The following is a 20,891-nucleotide window of genomic DNA, read 5'->3' as shown; positions in this document are numbered from 1 at the left end:
CGCACCGCGCGATAGGAAAGGAAGCGGATCAACATGGCTTTGACGGACGAATCGCGCCCCACGGACGTAGCGCTCCTCACGGACCTCTACGAGCTCACCATGGCCCAGGGGCTCTGGGAGAGCGGCAAGGTGGACGAGGAGGATTGCTTCACCGCATTCTACCGCGACCATCCCTTTGGGAGCGCGTACGCGGTGATGTGCGGCACCTCCGACCTGCCCGACCTGGTGGAGAACCTTCGCTTCACCGACGAGGACATCGCCTACCTTGGGTCGCTCGAAGCGCCTGCGGGCGGCGCGCTGTTCAAGCCCGGCTTCCTCGACTACCTGCGCGACTTCCGTATGCATGTGGATATCGACGCCGTGCCCGAGGGCGAGCTCGTGTTCCCGCGCGAGCCCATGGTGCGCGTGTGCGGCCCGGCGCTCGAGTGCCAGATGCTCGAGACGGCGCTTCTCAACACGGTTGGCTTCCAGACGCTCGTGGCCACCAAGACCGCGCGCGTGGTCCAGGCGGCGAAGGGGCGCCCTGTAGCGGAGTTCGGCCTGCGCCGAGCTCAGGGACCCGATGGCGGCATGGCCGTGGCCCGCGCGAGCTACGTGGCCGGCTGCTCGAGCACCTCGAACGTCCTTGCCGGGCGCAAGTACGGTATTCCGGTCTTCGGCACGCACGCGCACAGCTGGGTGATGAGCTTCGATTCCGAGCTCGAGGCGTTCCGTGCTTTCGCGCGCACCAGCCCCAACAACTGCACGCTCCTCATCGATACCTACGACGTGCGCGAGGGAGTGGAGAACGCCATCACCGTGGCACATGAGATGGAGGAGCGCGGCGAGCGGCTTGCCGCCATCCGCATCGACTCCGGCGACTTGGCGAAGCTTTCGACCTATGTGCGCGGACGCTTCGACGAGGAGGGCCTGCCGTACGTGAAGATCTCGGTTTCCAACGACCTTGACGAGTACACCATCCAGAGCCTCTTGGATCAGGGCGCGCCCATCGACTCGTTCGGTGTGGGCACCAAACTCGCGACCTGCTACGATCAGCCGGCGCTCGGCGGCGTTTACAAGCTCGCCGCACGCCGCGACCCCGGTGACGAGGGCTGGACGCCCGTGGTGAAGCTTTCCGAGCAGCCCTATAAGCGCACGATTCCTGGTGTTCAGCAGGTGCGTCGCTATATGGACGAGTCGGGCAGCCCCGTGTGCGACCTCATCTACGATGAGGCGTTCATGGAGGGTGAGGGCGAGGCCCGCGGTACGACGCTCGTGGCCGTGAACGACGCCGCGCTCGTAACGAGCGTGGCGGGCATGCCATACCGGGAGCTGCTCGCTCCCGTGGTGCGTGGCGGCAGCGCCGTTGCCCCGCGCGAGCCGATTGCCGATGCCCGCGCTCGTTGCGTGGCGGCCATCGATGGCCTCGACGAAGAGTACAAGCGCTTCCTGTACCCGCAGTCCTATATCGTGGGCATGGAGTCCGGCCTTGCGCGCGTGCGCGACGAGCTCGTGCGCGAGCGCATGGAGCAGGCGGGCTCCGCGATGCCGTGGAAGGCTCCCAAGACGAGGCGGTAGCGGCGCGCGGCCCGGTCGCTCGGCATCGTTATCGCCCGCGATCCGGCTGGATGGCCTCGGACGTGATACTATCCAGCCTGGTCGTTGTAACCGCTTATGCAAAATCTGATGGGAGATGCCATGCCCGCTGCTGCCAAGACCATGGTCGTGAAGATCGGTTCGAGCACGGTGACCGAGCCGGGTGCAGGCGTGAACCGCCCCTTCATCGCGCGGCTTGCGCATGAGGCGGTCGAGCTGCGCTCGCTCGGGTGGAATCTCGTCGTGGTGAGCTCGGGGGCCATCGCATGCGGTGCGCCGGTGCTCGGGTTTAGCACCCGGCCTGCCGACATGCCGAGCCTGCAGGCCTGCGCCTCGGTGGGGCAGTGCGTGCTTTCTGCGGCCTATGACGAGGAGTTCCGCGCCTGCGGGCTCGCCACGTCGCTCGTGCTCCTCACCCGCCATGACACGGCGCGCCGCCAGTCGTACCTGCATGCGCGCGACGCGCTCACCAGGCTCGTGGAGCTCGGCGTGGTGCCCGTGGTGAACGAGAACGATACCGTTTCGGTTGACGAGATTCGCTTCGGCGACAACGACACGCTCGCGGCGCTCGTGGCCTGTCTCGTCTCGGCCGATCTCTGCGTTACGCTTTCGGATATCGAGGGGCTCTATACCGCGAACCCGTCCATAGACCCCAATGCCCGTTTCGTACCGCGCGTCGAGAAGATCGATGCGGCGATCATCGCTTCTGCGGGCGATTCATCGAGCGCGGTGGGTACGGGTGGAATGATTACCAAGATTCGGAGCAGCCGAATCCTCATGACGGCGGGCATTCCGAGCGTGATCTGCAGCGGTGCGGACGAAGGGGCGCTTGCGCGTCTGGCTCGCGGCGAACAGGTGGGTACGCTCTTCGTGCCACCGCATGCGCGCACGGACATCGCTCCGCGCAAGCTTTGGATCGCACTCGGTGATGCGGCCCATGGCTCGGTTACGGTGGACGACGGGGCGGCTCGGGCGCTCGTCGAGCGCGGTTCGTCGCTTCTGCCGGTGGGCATCACGGCAGTTGAGGGGCAGTTCAAGGCGGGCGATGTACTCGATGTGCGCGATGCGGGCGGTTTCGTGCTCGCGCGAGGCATCGCTGAGGCCGGCTCCGATGAGCTGCAGCTTGCTGCGGGCCGCCAGCAGAGGGAGATCGCTGGGAACCACTTGCTCCAGGCCCTCGCCGGCCGCCCCGCCATTCACCGGGATAATCTCATCGTTTTCGCCTAGCCGTTTTCGGGCAGCCTGTTTTGCCGTCCCAAGCTTTAGGACGTGGCCTCAAGGCCCGTCTATGCGGGGGCGTGGCCGGGCTTAACCTGATCGTAGGCGTAGACCCACCAGCGCAGGCTCTCATCGGTTCCCAGGGCGGGCTGTGCGCCCCGCCGTTCGAGATACAGGTCGGTTTCGTGCCTGCCGAGCCTCACCCGGTACCGCGCCATCTGCCGACCGCCCGCCTCTGCGCCAAAGCGACCGGCTTCAAGCACCTCGTCAATGGGGAAGCTGCGGCCGTCCCGCCATGCGACGCACACGGGCTCGATCGCGCCGTCGCGCCCGAACCGGGCCACGACGTCGACGTACTCGCGGTGGATGCGCCGCCGTTCCCCAGATGTCGTCGTCACATAGTCCATGGCACTAGTATCGAACAACCGTTTGCATTTTGCTAGCGAACATGGCGTGGATTCTCCGTGCGCGTTCGAGCGCCGTGTCCGGACGCCATGCAAAACTAGGACAGAGGCGATTTTGCAAAACTAGGACAGAGGCGATTTTGCCTATGTGCGCGGGGTGCCGCAACGATGTGAAAGTCTCTGCCACAGCGTTGCGGTCGAGAGCCTCTGTCCCCGGTTTCACGTTATGAGCGGAGGGCCCGCTCGAGGTCTCCGCGGTTCAGGGCCTCTTCGAAGAGATGCTTGAAGACGGCATCGCCGTGGAGGCCGTCGTGTTCAAACTCGTTCGTGACCCATGCGTGGCTTGCGCCCACACGGCTGAGCGTGTCGAGCTGCAGGCCGGAGTCGACGTACATGTCGTCGAAGTAGACGGCCGCTTGGAGCGGCACCTCGTTGGCCGCAAGGCGCACCTGGTCGTAGATGCGGTCGAACTGGTCGTCTTCCATGAGGAGCGAAACCGCCGCCTCGAATGGTTTGAGTTCGGGCATCTGGGCGAACATCCAAGGGAAGCAGGCTTCTCCGGTAAAGAGGAGCGGCCGTTCGCTGGTGCCGAACGCCGCGCGCGACGCCTTCTCATGCTCGGCCGCCCATCCTATGGGCTTGGTCATGCCGTCGGCGTAGATGAACTCCTGGAGCGTCCAGTAGAGCGGGTTGGCTGCGGTGCTTGTACGCTCAAGCACGCTCATGAGGAAGCCGTCCGAGAGCGCAAGCCCCGCGGGGTCTTTTGTCGGCACCGAGCCGTCGCCCTCTTCGAACGCGTGGTCAAAGAGCCAGTGCATCCTCTCGAAGCTCGGCTTCATGCCAAAATCGCTGCCCAGGAGCTGTAGACGCTCCACGGTGAGCGGGCTGCCGTCGGGCAGGGCCACGCCGCCTGCGGCAACACGGTCCGCCACCGCGGCAACGCGCATGGCGTCCTCGGGGTAGCGGGCGTAGTACTGCCCGGTCTTAGCGGCCATACGCGGAAACGTGTGAGCGTAGACCTCAGCGGCGCTCGCCGGCACGTGGGGGATGCCACCGCAGGTGAAGCTCGCCGCTACGCCTTCAGGGAAGAGCGAGAGGTAGGTGAGGGTGAGAAAGCCGCCGTAGCTCTGGCCGAGCGTCGTCCACGGTCTTCCCCCGAAGGCCGTGAGGCGCAGATATTCGAAATCGTAAACGATGGAACGGGCGAGGAAGCGTTTGAGGAAATCGGCCTGTGCGCGAGCGGCGGTGGCGGCGAGCGTGCCCTTGGCCGGGAGCGTAGCGGCCTCGGCTTCGGTTCCTGCGTTGTCGCGTACGGCGCTCGCCGCGCTCTTACCGGCAGCCATGGCCGTGCCGGCTGCGGTTCCACCCGCGCCGTGGGCCATGTCGGCGCCGCATGCCGCCGCGAGCCTCGCCATCGTCTGACCGCTCACGCGCGAGCTGCGGCCCGTACCGCGCTGGTCGGGAAGCACCACGCGGAAGTGCTTGATGGCCTCGGCGATCCATCCGTCTGCCGTGGGCGAGGTGGGGCGCGGCCCCTCGCCGCCCGGCCCTCCCTGCAGGAAGACGAGGAGCGGCAGGTCATCGTGGGCATGTTCGGGAGCGCAGAGGGTTCGATAGAAGAGCTTGATGCTCTCGGGTGCCCCGGGGATGGGGTCGGGGAAGGCGCCGTGACGCACGCCGATGCCTACCGCGAGCGTTGCCGGCTCGAGCCCGCGCCAGTCGAGCGGCACATCGATCGAGAAGTCCTCGACGTAGAGTCCGGGAACGTAGTAGCTGGCGAGTTTGGTCATGGTTTCTCCTCGGGTACGCCGCGCGGCGCGGAACGTGACAACGTGATTGTTGACAACAGGGTACACTCAATACGAGTTTACGAGAACGATCCGAAGGGGAGTTCCATGTCCCACGACATCCAAGATATCCCACGCTACGTTACCGAGCTTGCGAAGGCGTCCAAGGCGGCGAGCCTGCCGCTCGGCCGCGCCACCGATGCCGAGCGCATAGCGGCGGTGCGCGCCATGGCCCAAGAGCTCCGGGCCCGCACAGGCGAGATTCTTGCCGCAAACGCCCAGGATATGGAGGCTGCCCGCGCTGCGGGCACGAGCGATGGGCTCCTGGACCGGCTGCTTCTCACTCCTGATCGCATCGAGGGCATGGCGGCCGGGCTCGAGGCCTTGGCCGACCTGCCCGATCCCGTGGGGCGCGTGCTCGAGCACCGCACCATCAGCGAAGGGCTCGACCTTACCCGCGTGAGTGTGCCGCTGGGGCTTGTTGCCATGGTCTACGAGGCGCGCCCCAACGTGACGTCCGACGCCGCGGGCATCTGCATCCGCACGGGCAACGCCTGCATCCTGCGCGGGGGCTCCATCGCGCAGCGCTCATGCGTGGCCATCGCCCATGCGCTCGCCGACGCCGTGGAGGCGCAGGGCTTCCCGCGGGAGGCCGTTTCCATCATCGAGACCACGGACCGCGCCGCCACGGGTGCGCTCATGGGCTTGCGCGGCATCGTCGACGTGCTCATCCCGCGCGGTGGCGCGGGGCTCATCAGCCGTTGCGTGCGCGAGGCGCAAGTGCCGGTCATCGAGACGGGGACGGGCAACTGCCATATCTACGTGCACGAGAGCGCGGATTTCGATAAAGCGCGCGCGATCGTGATGAACGCGAAGACCCAGCGCGTGGGAGTGTGCAACGCCGCCGAGTCGCTCCTCGTGGACGAAGCGGTTGCGCCCGCGCTCCTGCCGCTCATCTTGCGGGACCTGGCCGGAGCCGGGGTCACCATTCATGGCGACGCTGCTGCGTCGGCGGTCGCGGAGGCCGATTCCGTCGTGGGCGAGCGGTTTGTTCCCGCGGTGGAAGAGGACTGGGATCGCGAGTATCTTGCCCTCGAGATGAGCGTCAAGTGCGTGAGCGGCTTAGACGAGGCGATTGCCCACATCAATGCGCACGGCACGCATCATTCTGAGGCCATCGTTGCCGAGGACCGGGAAGCATGCGAGCGCTTCCTTGCCGAGGTCGACGCTGCCGCGGTCTATGCCAATGCGAGCACGCGCTTCACCGACGGCGGCGAGTTCGGCTTGGGCGCCGAGATCGGCATCTCCACCCAGAAGCTCCACGCACGCGGACCCTTCGCGGCCGAGGCGCTTACCACGTATAAATACGAGATTCGTGGGGCGGGGCAAATTAGGCCATAAGGTAGGGTACAATTTGCCAAACGATTGAGAGGAGATACCATGGCCCTGGAGCGCACCTATATCATGATCAAGCCGAATGCCGTGGCAGAGCGCCACGTAGGCGATATCATCGCGCGCATCGAGCGTACCGGCCTTTCCATCGAGCGCATGGAACTCGCCGTGCTGACCGAGGAACAGGCGGAGGCGAACTATGCCGAGCATGTGGAGAAGCCCTTCTTCCGCGAGCTCGTTGACTTCATCACCTCGGGACCGGTTGTGAAGATGGTCGTCTCGGGCGAGAGCGCCATCAAGAAGATGCGCACGCTCATGGGCGCGACGAATCCCATCGACGCGGCACCGGGCACCATTCGCGGCGACTTCGGCCTCGACGTTGCGGCGAACGTGATTCACGGCTCAGATTCCCCCGAGGCTGCCGAGCGCGAAATCGCTCTGTTCTTCGGTGAGGAATAAACGCCACAAAGCGGATTGAGCGATTGCTCCGTACCCGTGCACTGAACCGCTTTCTATTTCTTGGACAGGGAAATAACGCTCCAAAAGATGGGAAGCGGTCGATTGTGCCGGTGCGGGGCTTTTTGCTGACTAGTGGGTGTATTAAAAGGGATTGCGCGCCATTTTCAGGATACGTGCTGCTAAAGCAGAAACCGGGCCGGGTTCCTATGTGTAACGGAACCCGGCCCGGCGTGTGGTCAGCGTTTGGGTATGCCTAGGCTTCGGTGTTTTCCTTTCCGAAGGTGTCGCGATCGGGCGCGAAGCTCTGCATGGCCTCGATCGTGCGGGCAAAGAGCTCGTCAAGTTCCCAGCCAAGCATCTCGGCGCCGGAGCGGATGACGTCGCGATTCACGCCGGCGGCAAAGCGCTTATCCTTGAATTTCTTCTTGAGCGACTTAACGTTGAAATCCATAACGCTCTTGCTGGGGCGCATCACGATGGCGGCGCCGATGAGGCCGGTCAGTTCCTCTGTGGCGAAGAGGATCTTCTCCATCTGGAGCTCCGGTTTTGGCAGCTCGGGGTTGAAATCCGAGGTGTGGCTTTGAATGGCGCGGACGAGCTCGGGCGTTCCACCGGCCGCCTCGATGAGCGGGGTGGCGTAGAGGGTGTGCATGGCGGGCTCGTCGTCATGCTCCTCCCAATCGAGGTCATGGAGCAGCCCCACGATGCCCCAGAACTCCTCGTTCTCGGGATCGAACTCGCGCGCGAAGTAGCGCATGGTCTGCTCGACGGTCTCACCGTGCTCGATATGGAAGGCATCCTTGTTGTGCTCGGTCAGAAGCGCGAATGCCTCGTCGCGCGTCATACCGGCGGAAAGCTTCTCTGCCATGAATCCCCCTTCGTCGTGTGTCGAGTGTGCTCATTATAGGACAACGTATGGAGGGGGAGGTGCCTGTTGGCGCATGCGGCCGGGCATGCCTATAACTGCGTTTCAATCACTTCGTATCCTGCCTTGCGCACCGCCTTCGAGCATGCTTCCTTGTCGACCGGATGCTTGCTGCGAACGATTACCGTACTAGGTAGCTCTGCTTTTGCGATGACGTCGAGCGACTGAAGGGCATCCTCGATACGGCGTGCGCAGTTCTCGCAGTGCATGCCGCTTACCTGCAGCTCTAGTGCATATGGGTAGCGTTTGGCATCGATATGGCGCACGCGGCGTCGCCTTTGCCGGACGGGCCGGGCTCCTCCGCCCTCGCAACCACAGCCTCCGCCGCGCCCAATGCGCATCGCTTGCCGGACGAGAATAAAAACCGCGAGCGCTAAAGCGGCTCCAACGATAAGGTAGTCGACCATGCTTGCCTCCATGACTCTTCTGGGTGATGCGAAACTTGCCGATAAAAGTAATACTAGTCTAACATTCTTTCGGCGATGCGTTGCGCTCAAGAAAGCCGGGCGGTGTTCAAGACGCGTTGGTACAATGGTGCCATGAGCATTCGACGCGTCTCTGAGCGCTCCAAGCGCGACTACCTTAAGCTGCTTCTGCTTGCCGACGAGCAGGAGGATATGATAGACCGCTATCTGGGGCGCGGTACCATGTTTGCCTTCGATATAGCGGGGAAGACGGTTGGGGTCTGCGTGGTAGCCGATGAAGGGGATCGCATGCTCGAGATCAAGAACCTTGCCGTCGATCCAGCCTACCAGCGCCGTGGCCTTGGTCGTGCGCTCATCGAGTTCATCGTGCGAAACGCAAAGGGTGCCTATGACGCGCTGCAGGTGGGTACGGGGGACAGCCCGCTCACGGTGCCCTTTTACGAGGCATGCGGTTTCGTGCGCCACCACCGCATCGAGAATTTCTTCATCGACAACTACGACCACCCTATCGTGGAGGCAGGCGTTCTGCTTAAAGATATGGTTTACCTGCGGCGAAGTTTGTAAAGCGATGGGGTGGAGCCGAGAGGGGCGGGGCGCCCGCATAGTGCATGGCTCTCAATCGTCGCGACCCGATCTTCGTGCACGCAATCGGACGTGGGTCGCCTTACGCAACACGACTAAAGAGGCTTTGTAGCTTCTTGTCGAATGTGAGGGCCTTTCGTCCGTTCTCGGAAACTTCGGCTGCCAGCACGCAATCGACGAAGTCGAACGAACTTCCGCTGTAAAGGCCCAGGGCTGCGGCGGCAACGCGTTTACGGCGGCATGTTACCTCATCGAGCAGGATGCCAAGGCTCTCGGCAATGTCCGAACGGCTGACGTGGTACACGCCAGAGAGCACATATACGCACTCGGCCAGCACCTCGACGGTAACCTCGGCACCTGCTTCTATTGTTTCTGCGACGCAATCCGATTGTTCCTGAATGTCTTCGAGGAGGTACCGGAGAACCGCGTTGGCATCAAGCAGCTTCTCCATGCTTCTCCACCATCATTTGCTCGAATGCGCTCTTCTCAAGCGCGCGCTTGCTGTTGTCTGCGTATGGGGCTAGAAGGCCTTTTGCGCGCTTTGCTGGCATCGCACGCTCCTCTGGTACCGGCGCGATGCATGCCGCCGGGCGCCCATAGCGCATTATGATGCAGGCTTCACCGGTTCGTTCGACCGTAGCAACCAGATCGCTCAGGTGAGCCTTGGCGTCTGCCAAGCCGTACTTCTCAGCCCGATGCATGTCGATAGAGACGGAACCCATCGCGTCCTCCCGATAATCGATTCGATCAACAACAGTATACCTACAAGATTGACTAATTTGTTAGTCAATATATGCATCTGTGGGCTAGGGCGTTCATATGAATTTCGCACCTTGTAATGGTTGCAGCCAGTTGCAGGCGAACGCGTCCGGCCCAGCCATGGGCGCGGCGCGCGGCCCGTCTTTGCCGGCCTCTTCTCGTAGATGATGGGCCTCAGCCGCTGCTTCACCGATCGGGCCGCGCGAAAGCTCGCCTTCGCCGCGCTGGTCGTGCAGAGAGCGCGCACGGCGATGGCGGCGAGGGCCGCGCCGGCGGTGAGGACGAAATCACCCGTTGACGCCGAATGCTCGAAAATGCTTCCGAGCATTCGGCAAACGACCGAGATCAAGCAGATGTTCGCAACGAGAGAGACCCACTGGAATGCGACGTTCTGGGCGACGAATCTCCTGCTCTCGGGTACCAACCCTATGAGCCGCTTGTTAATCATCATGCCTATGGATTCTCCCGTCTGCCGGCCGGGCACCGGTCCGGCCGCGGCGTAACATGTAGTTAGGCATGGTAAACTAAGCGGCTATAAATTAGAAGACCCTAACTTTTTTGCCGAAGGTGCCTGCTTTGGGAGAGGTTGCCCTTGGTGACAGGCAGGCCGGGGCGCGACGATGGAGGCGAGCTCGGCTCCTCAAACCCATCGTCGCGTTGGTGGCTACAAGGTCCACTCGGCGCTCTCGCGTTGGAGGCGCACCATGCGAGCGAAGAGGCCGTCGCGTTTCATGAGTTCAGCAGGGTGCCCCTGTTCGGCGACGCGCCCGTCATCGAGCACCACAACCTTGTCCGCATTCATGACGGTACGCATGCGATGCGCGATTACGATGACCGTCTTGCCGGCAAGCAGCCGCGAGAGCGCCTCCTGTACCTTGGTCTCGTTCTCTACGTCCAAACTTGCTGTGGCCTCATCGAGGAGCACCACCGGCGCGCCCTTGAGGAGCGCTCGCGCAATCGAGATGCGCTGCCGTTCGCCGCCCGAGAGGCGCGCTCCGTTCTCGCCAATCATGGTCCCGTACCCTTCCGGCATGCGCGAGACGAATTCATCGCAGTTGGCGGCCCGTGCCGCTGCAAGGACCTCCTCGTCGGTGGCGCCGCGCTTGCCCAAGCGGATGTTTTCCATAACCGTATCGTCGAAGAGCGTCACATCTTGAAAGACGACGGAAAAATCAGCGAGCAGCGACTCGGGCTCCACCGTGCTTACGTCCACGCCGCCCACGCTCACGCGGCCGGAGCTCACGTCCCAGAGTCTGGCCGCAAGCCGCGCGCAGGTTGACTTGCCGGAGCCCGACGGGCCCACGAGCGCCGTGACCTCGCCCTCGCGTGCCGTGAAGGAAACATCCTCCAGCACCTTCTCGCCGTCCTGTTCGTACGCGAAGCCCACGTGTTCAAAGACCACGTCATGGCCGGAAGGAGAGTACTCGGTTCCGCCGTCGGCCAGCGGCTCCTCGAAGAAGCTCTTCATGCGTGCCGCAGCGGTGCGTGCCGAGAACAGCTCGGCGATGAGCATGAGCGCCTGGTCGAAGGGTGCATAGATGCGGCTCACCACGAGAAGGAAGCAGAAAAGGGTGAGGAAGTCGCAGGTGCCGTCGGCGATGAGGGTGGCGCCGGCGAGCAGCGTGGTGGCAAAGCCCAAGCGCAGCACGATCTGCGCGCCGTTCACGCAGAGGCCCGTTGCAAGCTCGCCGCGGATAGCGGTGCGTTCCGCGGTGTCTACGCTTTTATAGATGTGCTGGAGGTAGCGTTCCTCCTGATTGGTGGCGCGCACTTCGCGCACGCACTCGAGAGCCTCTTGGATGTACTCGGACGTTTTGAGCCCCGCCATGCGCGTCCTGTGCATGAGCGGCTGGAGCTTGGAGCGCACGCCGAAGAGCATGAGCAGCGCTACCGGACCCGACCACATGGACGCCACGGCGAGTCTCCAGTCGAACGCGGCGAGGCACACGAAGGCGATGGCCATGGTGGCGTAGGCGCCATAGAGCTCGGGGAGTACATGGCTGTAGGCGTGCTCGGTGGTCTTGACGTCACCCATGAGCGTCTCGGTGAGGTCTGCGAGGTCGCGACGGCCGAAGAAGCCCAGGGGTAGCTTCCGCAGGCGCTCGGCGAGCGCGATGCGCTGACGGCCGCTCTCCTTGTAGATGACGCCGTATTGATAGTAGTATGCGAGGCGCTCGCACACGAAGAGGACCGCAAGGTAGACCGCGATCGCGACGATCCAGCCGACCAAGGGCACGGACAGCGGGTCAAATCCCAGCTCTCCGAACGGCCCCAGCACGGCAGGCTCTCCCGTGAGCCGTGCTACGATCGCGCTCATGATGACGTAGACGAATCCCACGCTCGCGAAGACCACGAGGTTGGCGACGGTCGTCCACGCTGCGCCGAGCTTGACGTTTCTCACGCCCTCGTCGGTGAGGGCGTACTTCTCCTTGATGGACATCTATGCCACGCTCCCTTCAACCCGGTCGGCGCGATGGGGCTCTGTCCCTTTCGGCTCCTTCGAGCTTTGCTCTACGCTTGTGATTCTCCAGCTCACAGCCTTCTCGTAGTCGGCCCACATGCACGCGTAGAGCCCTCCTGCGGCGAGGAGCTCCTCATGGGTGCCCTGCTCGGCCGCGCATCCTTCGTTGAGCACAACGATCTTGTCGGCGTTCCTCACGGTGGAGAGTCGGTGCGCCACCATGAGCACCGTTCGCGGCGAGCCGTCCCGCCCTCGCGCAAGGCGTTTGAAGGCGGCCTGGATCTTCACTTCGTTCTCGGGGTCGGCGAAGGCTGTGGCCTCGTCGAGCACCACGATGGGTGCATCTTTTAGGATTGCGCGGGCGAGCATGAGCCGCTGTACCTCGCCTCCCGAGAGGTGGGAGCCATCGGTTCCATAGACGGTGTCCACTCCGTTCGGCAACTTGGCGATGATGTCTGAGCACTGCGCGGCCTCGAGCGCGGCCATTACTTGTTCGCGCGTGGCATCGGGGCGCGCGGCGCGCACGTTCTCCAGGATGCTCTGCGAGAAGAGCCGGTTCGCCTGGAAGACGAAGGCCACGCGGCCCATGAGGTCGGCGGGGTCCATGTCACGAACATCGGTGCCGCCCACGAGGACGTGCCCGGAGTCTGCGTCCCAGAAACGCGGCACAAGGCTCGCGGCTGTTGTCTTCCCACCTCCAGAGGGCCCTACGAGCGCCACGGTGGCCCCTGCCGGCACATCGAAGGAGACATGGTCGAGTGCGGGCTCCCCGCTTCCTTCGTACGTGAAGGTGACGTCGTTGAAGCGGATGGAGTTGTCCGCTGGCGTGCGCGGGCTTAGGGGCGCTTCAATCACGGGGGCGGCGAGCACTTCCTCCACACGGTTCACGGCGTCCGTCGCCGATTGGAATGCATCGGACATGAACATTACGCGCGTCATGGCCGTAGGGATCACCGCTGAGAAGATCGCGTAGAAGGCAAAGTTGGCGGCAAAGTGGGCGAGGTCGGTCTCGCCGGGAGCGAGAAGCACTGCCACTGGCACGAGGAAGGCCGCCGCCGCGCTGATGACGGTGAGCGAGAGCGCCTGCGGCGTCTGGCACCATTTCACGGCGTAATCCTGAGCGAGCACCGTGAACTCCTCGATGGCGTCGTGGAACGCGCGGAAGCTGTATACCGTCTGTTGGAAGACCTTGACCACGGGAATGCCTCGCACGTACTCGGTGCCCGTCTTGTTCATCTTCACGAGCGACTCCATGTAGCGCGTCATGAAGTCCATGCCTCGCCCACCCATCATGTAGAACATGCAGGCGAGGCTGATGACGACCGGCACGAGACAGGCCACGCCCAGTCGCCAATCGAAGACGAAGAACAGCGCGAACATGCCTGCGATCATGGCTATTGAGCCCGCGGTGTCCGGCAGCTTGTGGGCGAGTAGGCCTTCGGTCTCGAGGGCGCAGCCATCCACCACGCGCCGGAGCGCTCCGCTCGCATGCGTATCGAAGTAGCCTAGGCCCGCGTGCATGAGGTGTTCGGTCGCGCGCTTGCGCATGTTCGATGCGCAACGGAATGCGGCGAGGTGCGTGCACATGAGGCCTATGAAGTAGAGTGCGATGGACGCTATCGCAAATCCGAGCGCCCACCATCCGTAGGTTGCGATGTCTGTCGCTGCGTCCCAGTTGGGAGCTGCGGCGATGAGGTCGCGCGCGGCGAACCATATGCACACATACGGTCCGAACGAAACGAGCATCGAGATGGCTGAGAGCACGCAGCCTAGGTAGGTGAGTGCTCGGCGCGGGCCGGCGAAGGCGAGCAGCCTCCCTACGGGATGCGCCGTCTTGTTGGGCCGCGCGTCCGCAGCAGCCTGTCCTTCCATAGAAGCCTCCGTTCCCTTGAACTGTTAGCATCGACTAACTTATCATGAGGACAAGACGATGCGCTGCGCATGCAGAAGCTTGGTACGAATTCGAAAAGCGGAGGGAGGCGGCGCGGTGACAGATCGGCTCGATGAGCTCTACAGACCTCAGATTGAGCAGTTCGGCATCACGCTCGAAGAAGCGGGCGACGCGCTTACCGGCGCGGTCTCGGATGAGCGGGCGCGGGCGTGCGTGGTCGTGTATCGGCTGAAAGGGCTTTGCGTCGTGACCTCCCATCGTATCGAGGTGAGAAGCGACATGGCATTTCACGAGCGCAGCGTGCCGGGCCTCTGCGTGTGCACGCTGTCGGCCGACAGCCTCTCGCTTTGCCCGGTGGCCCAGCCGATCCGAGCGCAGCGCGCTGGCAACGTGGCCGTATTCGGACATGCCGATGACCCCCAGCGGTGCGTACTTCGCGCGGGGGATGTGCACGATGCGGTCTCGGTTACGTTCCTGCCCGAGTGGTTCTCGCGTCTCGAGGCGCGCGAACAGCGCTCCGCTCTAGAGCTTATCGATGAGCCGGGGAGTGCCTGCGATGCGGAGCTCGCCTGCGCGCTCGACCGATGCCTGTGCTCCATGACGCCGCTGTTTGGCGGACGGCTCCTCGACGGCGCGTCCGCCCTGCGGGGCGCCGAGACCGCAGCGCGGACCGCGATAGCCTGGTTCGAGGAGCGGAGTCGTGCTGAGCGCGCCGCGGGCACGCGTGAGCAGGCGCGGCTCGTGCGCGCGGCCGAGCGTCTCGTTGCGATGCGCATGGATGAGATGTTGACGCTCGACGAGCTCGCGCGCGCTCTGCTCACAAGTAGGACGCGCCTGTGCGCCGTGTTCCGCCAGGAGACGGGAGAGAGCTTGGGGGCGTATATCCGCAGGTCGAAGATGGAGCGCGCGCGTCAGCTGCTCGAACGGGGCGGGCTCAGCGTCTCCGAGGTCGCTCACGGCGTCGGATACCCTCGCGTTTCGAGCTTCACCGTTGCCTTCGAGCGTGCCTTCGGAATGCCGCCGAGTGCGATAGGAGAGTGAAGGCGACCTCGGGGCCGGCCGTTTGGCACGTTCGATTGCAACCAAAATGGCCCTGGAGTAATGGAAAAGGCCAAAACTATCGCCAAAGGACTGGATTTTGAGGGTCAAGCGAAGTAGACGGTTTCACCCCATCGCGTTTACCTGCGGTTTCTACGCAACGTTCATGAGGTGTACTCGGGCAGTCCCCGAAAATCCGATCCTTTGGCGATAGTTTTGCTCAGGCGCCGTCCGCGCATCCCATATTCTTCGGGAGTTGCCATGCCATGCGTCCGCCACCCGTCTGGCCGAACGAAGGACCCGTCCTCTTGGCGATGGGATTGCCGGAAAAGTGGCCGTTCGCCACGGCAGCGGCTTGGCTATGTGCTGGCTAGTTCAAGCTTGCGTCGATTGCGGATTCCGCAGCCGAGAGGCGTTGCTCGATATCCTCCTCAGGGCAGCCGATGGCCACAGCGAGCTCCTCGAGCGAGCGGCGGCGCGCCTCCTTGAGCACGCGCGCGTAGTAGCTGCTCGGCTTCTTTGCTTGGCGCTCGGCAAGCCGGATGCGGTGGTGCATCGTCTTCGCCACACGCACCGTCTCGGGCGCTCCTTCTTTGAGGAGCTGTTTGAAATGGGTTTCTTCAAGCGAGCTGTTGCGCTCGGTAAAGGGGTCGCATTCGAGGTCGCCGTAATGCTCGATGAGGTTTTCGGCCTCCTCGCGCGAGATGGCCAGGTGCAGTCGATCGGATTGCGCGAGCGGGTACATCATGCGCGTCTTCGCGTGCCCTTGCTTACACTCAAGGATGATCATGGGCGTGGGGGCGTCTTCGTCGAAACCGGTGACGGTGCAGACTCCCTGCCCGGGGTGAATAACGTGCTCTCCGATACTGAACATGCTTCCTCCAACTATTAAGCTACCTTGATATATAGAATACCACGTTTACGTGCGGATTTATGCCGATGTCCCTCAAAATGAACACGAAGGGCACGATTCGGATGCATCGGGCGGGCCCCGCTCCTTTGTGTATAGCGCGTTCGAGATTCCTCAGCTCCCGCGCAGCTCGCATGGGGTGTGCTATAGTTCAACTACTTGTATGTGCGTGCCCTGGGAGGGTACCGAAGCATTTTTCAAGGAGGAATTGCATGCCCGAGAAGATCGAAGAGCTGGTTCGCGCCGCTCTCGCCGCCGCCCAGGAAGCCGGCGACCTGCCCGCATTCGAGCTGGAAGATTGTGGCATCGAGCGACCGGCGGACACCTCTCACGGCGAGTGGACCTCCACCATGGCGTTGAAATCCGCCAAGCTCGCCCACCAGGCTCCCCGCGCCATCGCCGAGGCGATCGTGAAGTACCTGCCCGAGAGCGACGTCGTGGAGAAGGTCGAGATCGCCGGCCCCGGCTTCATCAACTTCTACCTCTCCGTTGCAGCGAAGAACGCCGTCTTCGCCGAGGCGCGTGAGCAGGGCATGGACTTTGCGAAGTCCAACGTGGGCGGCGGCCTCAAGACCCAGGTCGAGTTCGTGTCCGCTAACCCTGTGGGCCCCATGCACGTGGGTCACGGCCGCTGGGCTGCGCTCGGCGACTCGATGTGCCGCGTCATGGAGCACGCCGGCTACGACATCGAGCGCGAGTTCTGGATCAACGACTACGGCAACCAGATGAACACCTTCGGCAACTCGATCTCCAAGCGCTATATGCAGCTTGCCGACATCATCGAGAAGCAGGGCTGCGATATCGACGCCGCGCGCGACTTCCTTGCCAAGGATCGCGACAACTACGTTCAGGACGAGGCCGACGAGCACCCCGATAGCCATCCCTACATGGATGACTTCACGGCCGACCTGGGCAAGGACTCCTATGGCGGCACCTACATCATCGACGAGGCGGCTGCCTTCTGGAAGACCGACGGCGACAAGTGGGTGAACGCTGATCCCCAGGAGCGCATGCTCAGCTTCCGCGAGCGCGGTTACCAGAAGATGCTCAAGGACATGAAGGAGACCTGTCACGACGTGCGCTGCGACTTCGATGTGTGGATGAGCGAGCGCACCATGTACCAGAAGGACTGGACGGGCACCTCGCCGGTGGAGCGCGCCTACGACAAGCTCGACAAGATGGGTTATCTCTACCGCACCGACGATGGCGCGCTGTGGTTCAAGTCCACCGAGTTCGGTGATGACAAGGACCGCGTCATCCAGAAGTCCAATGGCGACTACACCTACTTCTCGTCCGACATCGCCTATCACTGGAACAAGTTCCAGCGCGTCGACCGCGTTCTCGACATCTGGGGCGCCGACCACCACGGCTATATCGCGCGCGTGAAGGCCGTGTGCGACGCTCTTGGCTACCCCGGGCAGTTCGAGGTGCCGCTGGGCCAGTTCGTGAACCTCCTTCGCAACGGCAAGCCGATCCGTATGTCCAAGCGCAAGGGTACGATGATTACGTTCCGCGAGCTTATCGACGAGGTGGGCGCCGATGCGGCCCGCTACACGCTCGTGAGCCGTTCCTCCAACCAGACCATCGACTTCGACATCGAGAAGGTCAAGGAGAAGACGGCCGATAACCCCGTCTTCTACGTGCAGTATGCTCATGCGCGCATCTGCTCCATCCTGCGCAAGGCTGCAGGCGTCACGCCCGAGCAGGCCGACCTCATGGGCATGGAGAACGTGGCCATCAAGGCCATCTACGGCGACGTCGACTACTCGCTGCTCACCGATCCCACCGAGCTTGCGCTCTCCCGCAAGCTCTCTGAGCTTCAGGATCTCATCGCCGGCGCAGCCCGCGACCGTGCCCCGTTCCGTATCACGCACTATGTCGAAGAGCTCGCGTCTGCGTTCCATAGCTTCTACGCCGCTTGCCAGGTGCTGCCGAGCGAGGGCCGTCCGGTTGATCCGGCGGTCGTCCGTGCGCGCCTTGGTGCCTGCGACGCCGTGCGTTCGGTGATCGCCCTGTGCCTCTCGCTCATCGGTGTGTCCGCGCCTACGCAGATGTAGGTTGAACGAGCCTTCGGCTCCCATGGGAAGGCCCCGGAGGGTTCCTCCGCGCGTGGTCCTCGCTGCTCGGCAGAGCCGAGCAGCTGCGGGAAACGCGCGAAGGAATCCCTCCGGGGCCTTCCTGCGTCTCGGGCTCGTTGTCGGGGATGTAGAGAAAGAAATGGGGGTGGGGGCTCGGCGCTGCGCGCCATCGCCCGTGCACGGGCCTTGGGGATGGGGTGTGGGAAGGGACTCGGCGCTTCGCGCCATTGTCCGTGCACGGGCCCTGGAAACGAGGCGGTGGGAGGGGCTCGGCGCTGCGCGCCGTTGCCCCTCTGCACGGGCTTTTCCAGAGCGGATGGCGACCGCTTCCCCATGGTTGAGGGCGGTAAGGGTTTCCGGTTCGCGTTGCGGGTGAAATGAGAGCAACGGGACAGTTATTATGTGGGATAATGACGAATAGTCAATAACGCTTGGGCGGATGATCGGGGTTGAGTGAGCCGCCCTCGAATGGTTGGGAGTAGCTATGGGTTCCTTCGTCTTGTCTTGTGAGTCGACGGCGGATTATCCGCGCTCGTTCTTCGAGGCGCGCGGCATCGAGTACATCATGTTCCACTACGAGCTCGATGGCGTCGTTCATGAGGACGACCTGTACCAATCTGTCACGCCCGAAGCGTTCTTCGGTGCGCTCAAAGCGGGTTCGACCTCAAAGACCTCGCAGGTGAGCGTGGGCGAGTACACCGAGTTCTGGAAGCCGATGCTCGAGGCGGGCAAAGACGTCCTGCACCTCACGCTCTCCTCCGGCATTTCGGGCACCTATAACTCCGCGGTCATTGCGGCGCGCGACCTTGAGGCCCAGTATCCCGATCGAACGGTGCGCGTGGTCGATTCGCTTGCCGCATCGGCGGGCTACGGTTTGCTCATGGATTACCTTGCCGACATGCGCGATGCCGGGGCAACGCTCGACGAGGCGGCTACGTGGGCCGAGGAGCATAAGCTTAACGTCAACCATTGGTTCTTCGTCTCTGACCTCGATTGCCTGAAGCGCGGCGGCCGCGTTTCCTCCACCAGCGCGCTCATTGCGACGGCACTCAAGATCTGCTCGGTCATGAACGTCGACTATCAGGGAAAACTGATTCCGCGCGAAAAGATTCGCACCAAGAAAAAGGCCATCACCGAGCTTGTGAAGAACATGATGGCCCATGTTGAGAACGGCGCCGCGTACACCGGTAAATGTTCGATCTCGCATTCTGCTTGCAGGGAGGATGCAGAAGAGGTCGCGCGGCTCATCGGTGAGCAGATTCCCGCGCTCAAGGGCAACATCGCCATCAACAATATCGGCACCGTCATCGGTTCGCATACGGGCCCGGGCACCGTTGCGCTGTTCTTCATGGGCGATAAGCGCGTCGATTAGCGAACGCGCTGCTGCTTGCCAGCTGGCATCGCGCGCTGCTTCGCATGCCCGTGTTGCGGGCCGCTGCCACGCGAACTCGATTTTTCTTGATGCGATGGTTCTGCCGCCCTCGGCTTCCGGTATCTGGTAAGCTGTCGGGCGATAGGGGTTGCAAGAAGGGACGGTGACTATGAGCGCCATGGATATCATCCAGCCGCTGGGTATCGTCGTCGGCGTGATCGTGATCGTTGCCGTCGTCTACTTTGCTGGCACGGCTATCAAGGCGCGCAGGGAAGAGCGCCGTGCTCAGTCGGGCCGCGGTGGGCGGCACCGCCGGTAGCGATGAAGCGGCGAGTGGTGCCGTAGTATCGATCGCTCAGCTATGTTGCAGGCGAGCTGGCTGCCTTGGCAGCTGGCTCGCTTTTTTGCACGACGCTAATCCTTTTTGGCTGATTTTGGGACAGTCCCATTTTGACGCTTTCGTGGGTCAATTTGGGACTGTCCCATTTTGATGGATGGGCCGGAGCTGCTCCGCAGGTCCCGTGGGCACCAGGAGGCGAGGTGGGCACCCGCTGGCAGCGCGCGCTTTATTGCTTTTTGATGAGGGCAAGGTAGAAGCCCTCGAAGCGCTGGGAGGGGCAGACGGTAACAGTTCCCTCGACGGCGCTTTTCAGCGTGGGGATCGACCCGTCTTCAAATGCGCCAGCAAGCGCGCGTGTGCTGGCAGGCAGGGGCTTGGCGTCATCGTCTGTAACCCCAGCTTGCTGCACTGCGAGCGGCACGATGCTGCAATCGCGATGCCGCCGCAGCGCGGCCGCCACCTGCTCGCCATTTTCCTCAGGCAAGATTGAGCACGTGGAGTAAAGGAGCGTGCCGCCGGGTTTGAGGACGGTGAGGGCACGGTCGAGAAGCGCACGCTGCGAACGGGCCGTCTTGGCGAGGAGCTTGCCTGTCATGCGGCTCTCCGCGCGATCGTCGTCCAGGCGAAACGTTCCCGTTCCCGTGCAGGGTGCGTCGAGCAGGATATGGTCGAAGGAGAAGAACTCATCGAGCCGCCGCGCGTCTGTGCGCATGATGTTAACGCCGTGCACGCCAAGTTTGCTGAGGTTGTAGGCGAGCTTTTCGGCGCGCGGCGCGCTCATCTCGCACGCGGTGATATGCGCCGTGCCGCCTGTGAGGGCGGCAATCTGGGAGGTCTTGCCGCCCGGTGCGGCGCACATATCGAGGACATCGGCCCCATCGCGTGCGGCAAGGGCGAGCGGCGGAAGCATCGAGGAAAGGCTCTGCAGATAGACCTTACCTTCCTGATAGAGCTCAAGCTCCCATACCGTTTTCTCGCGCACGCCATCGCCCAACACGAACGCGTCTTCATACCATGGAACGCGTTCGAACGGAATGCCCCTCTCGGTAAGCTTTTCCGCCACTTCGTCTGGCGTCGTCTTAAGGGCATTGGCGCGCAGGGTGACGGGGCGAGCTGCGGCGGCCGCAAACCCAGCCTGGACGCGTTCGGCCTCCTGGTCGCTCATAGCTGCATATGCCTGGGCGATGAGCTCCGGCGTGCGGGGCAATGGCGTGGTGGTTGATCCTGCGTTCATGAGGCCTCTCAGAGAGCGTGTCGCGCGGTGCTGCCCGCGCC

General features: G+C 63.3%; 19 protein-coding genes. 9 read left to right on the top strand and 10 right to left on the bottom strand.

From position 1 onward, the window contains the following. Nucleotides 1-33 precede the first annotated feature (33 nt). Both HGEM_RS06220 and proB read left to right on the top strand, forming a co-directional pair. Entirely contained in the window at nt 34-1,557 is a 1,524-nt protein-coding gene (locus HGEM_RS06220; RefSeq protein ID WP_019128566.1) for a nicotinate phosphoribosyltransferase, read from the top strand. A gap of 120 nt (nt 1,558-1,677) precedes the next feature. Next, complete coding sequence (proB, locus tag HGEM_RS06215; protein WP_019128565.1) at nt 1,678-2,802, top strand: glutamate 5-kinase; 1,125 nt, start codon at nt 1,678-1,680, stop codon at nt 2,800-2,802. Nucleotides 2,803-2,861: 59 nt separating this feature from the next. Here the strand turns inward: proB and HGEM_RS06210 are convergent, their stop codons facing one another. Continuing rightward, the gene (locus HGEM_RS06210) at nt 2,862-3,218 is read right to left on the bottom strand and encodes a hypothetical protein (protein ID WP_144687731.1); all 357 of its coding nucleotides are present in this window, start codon (nt 3,216-3,218) and stop codon (nt 2,862-2,864) included. 203 nt (nt 3,219-3,421) lie between these two features. Further along, nucleotides 3,422-4,987, bottom strand: coding sequence for an alpha/beta fold hydrolase (locus tag HGEM_RS06205; protein ID WP_019128563.1), 1,566 nt, complete (start codon nt 4,985-4,987; stop codon nt 3,422-3,424). A gap of 105 nt (nt 4,988-5,092) precedes the next feature. Between HGEM_RS06205 and HGEM_RS06200 the strand changes: the two genes are divergently transcribed. Beyond that, nucleotides 5,093-6,385: a glutamate-5-semialdehyde dehydrogenase gene (locus HGEM_RS06200; RefSeq protein WP_019128562.1), complete on the top strand. Its 1,293-nt coding sequence runs from the start codon at nt 5,093-5,095 to the stop codon at nt 6,383-6,385. Nucleotides 6,386-6,424: 39 nt separating this feature from the next. Continuing rightward, entirely contained in the window at nt 6,425-6,835 is a 411-nt protein-coding gene (gene ndk / locus HGEM_RS06195) for a nucleoside-diphosphate kinase (RefSeq protein ID WP_019128561.1), read from the top strand. A gap of 253 nt (nt 6,836-7,088) precedes the next feature. On the opposite strand, the gene HGEM_RS06190 is transcribed toward ndk, so the two are convergent. Together HGEM_RS06190 and HGEM_RS10355 are read right to left on the bottom strand one after the other, a co-directional pair. Continuing rightward, nucleotides 7,089-7,703 (bottom strand): HD family phosphohydrolase, encoded by a 615-nt coding sequence (locus tag HGEM_RS06190; protein ID WP_019128560.1) that lies wholly within the window; start codon nt 7,701-7,703, stop codon nt 7,089-7,091. Between the two features lie 89 nt (nt 7,704-7,792). Next, nucleotides 7,793-8,026 (bottom strand): heavy-metal-associated domain-containing protein, encoded by a 234-nt coding sequence (locus HGEM_RS10355; protein ID WP_019128559.1) that lies wholly within the window; start codon nt 8,024-8,026, stop codon nt 7,793-7,795. A gap of 273 nt (nt 8,027-8,299) precedes the next feature. Between HGEM_RS10355 and HGEM_RS06180 the strand changes: the two genes are divergently transcribed. Next, on the top strand, nt 8,300-8,749 hold the full coding sequence (locus tag HGEM_RS06180) for a GNAT family N-acetyltransferase (protein ID WP_035101469.1): 450 nt from the start codon (nt 8,300-8,302) through the stop codon (nt 8,747-8,749). Between the two features lie 100 nt (nt 8,750-8,849). Here the strand turns inward: HGEM_RS06180 and HGEM_RS06175 are convergent, their stop codons facing one another. The 4 genes from HGEM_RS06175 to HGEM_RS06155 form a co-directional block, all read right to left on the bottom strand. Next, nucleotides 8,850-9,218: a PIN domain-containing protein gene (locus tag HGEM_RS06175; RefSeq protein WP_019128557.1), complete on the bottom strand. Its 369-nt coding sequence runs from the start codon at nt 9,216-9,218 to the stop codon at nt 8,850-8,852. Beyond that, nucleotides 9,202-9,444, bottom strand: a complete 243-nt coding sequence (locus tag HGEM_RS06170; RefSeq protein WP_230197230.1) for a type II toxin-antitoxin system Phd/YefM family antitoxin — start codon at nt 9,442-9,444, stop codon at nt 9,202-9,204. Before HGEM_RS06170 ends, HGEM_RS06175 begins: the two co-directional genes overlap by 17 nt. A gap of 746 nt (nt 9,445-10,190) precedes the next feature. Continuing rightward, nucleotides 10,191-11,966, bottom strand: coding sequence for an ABC transporter ATP-binding protein (locus tag HGEM_RS06160; RefSeq protein ID WP_019128554.1), 1,776 nt, complete (start codon nt 11,964-11,966; stop codon nt 10,191-10,193). Next, nucleotides 11,967-13,859, bottom strand: a complete 1,893-nt coding sequence (locus HGEM_RS06155) for an ABC transporter ATP-binding protein (protein WP_019128553.1) — start codon at nt 13,857-13,859, stop codon at nt 11,967-11,969. Nucleotides 13,860-13,974: 115 nt separating this feature from the next. Here HGEM_RS06155 and HGEM_RS09750 point away from each other — a divergent pair, with 115 nt between their 5' ends. Beyond that, nucleotides 13,975-14,919, top strand: coding sequence for a helix-turn-helix transcriptional regulator (locus HGEM_RS09750; protein ID WP_019128552.1), 945 nt, complete (start codon nt 13,975-13,977; stop codon nt 14,917-14,919). A 367-nt stretch (nt 14,920-15,286) separates the two neighbouring features. Here the strand turns inward: HGEM_RS09750 and HGEM_RS06145 are convergent, their stop codons facing one another. Then, entirely contained in the window at nt 15,287-15,790 is a 504-nt protein-coding gene (locus HGEM_RS06145; protein ID WP_019128551.1) for a CarD family transcriptional regulator, read from the bottom strand. 248 nt (nt 15,791-16,038) lie between these two features. Here HGEM_RS06145 and argS point away from each other — a divergent pair, with 248 nt between their 5' ends. From argS to HGEM_RS10350, 3 genes are all read left to right on the top strand, one after another. Continuing rightward, nucleotides 16,039-17,883, top strand: a complete 1,845-nt coding sequence (argS, locus tag HGEM_RS06140; protein WP_019128550.1) for an arginine--tRNA ligase — start codon at nt 16,039-16,041, stop codon at nt 17,881-17,883. A 505-nt stretch (nt 17,884-18,388) separates the two neighbouring features. Beyond that, nucleotides 18,389-19,276, top strand: coding sequence for a DegV family protein (locus tag HGEM_RS06135; RefSeq protein ID WP_019128549.1), 888 nt, complete (start codon nt 18,389-18,391; stop codon nt 19,274-19,276). A 169-nt stretch (nt 19,277-19,445) separates the two neighbouring features. After that, a complete protein-coding gene (locus HGEM_RS10350; RefSeq protein ID WP_019128548.1) occupies nt 19,446-19,595 on the top strand; it encodes a hypothetical protein in 150 nt (49 codons plus the stop codon). 247 nt (nt 19,596-19,842) lie between these two features. Here HGEM_RS10350 and HGEM_RS06130 read toward each other — a convergent pair whose 3' ends face one another. Further along, nucleotides 19,843-20,850, bottom strand: a complete 1,008-nt coding sequence (locus HGEM_RS06130) for an RsmB/NOP family class I SAM-dependent RNA methyltransferase (RefSeq protein ID WP_019128547.1) — start codon at nt 20,848-20,850, stop codon at nt 19,843-19,845. Between the last annotated feature and the right edge of the window lie 41 nt (nt 20,851-20,891).

The sequence above is a fragment of the Enorma massiliensis phI genome, from assembly GCF_000311845.1.
GTDB classification, from domain to species: Bacteria; Actinomycetota; Coriobacteriia; order Coriobacteriales; family Coriobacteriaceae; genus Enorma; species Enorma massiliensis.
This window is presented reverse-complemented; position numbering and strand designations above follow the sequence as displayed.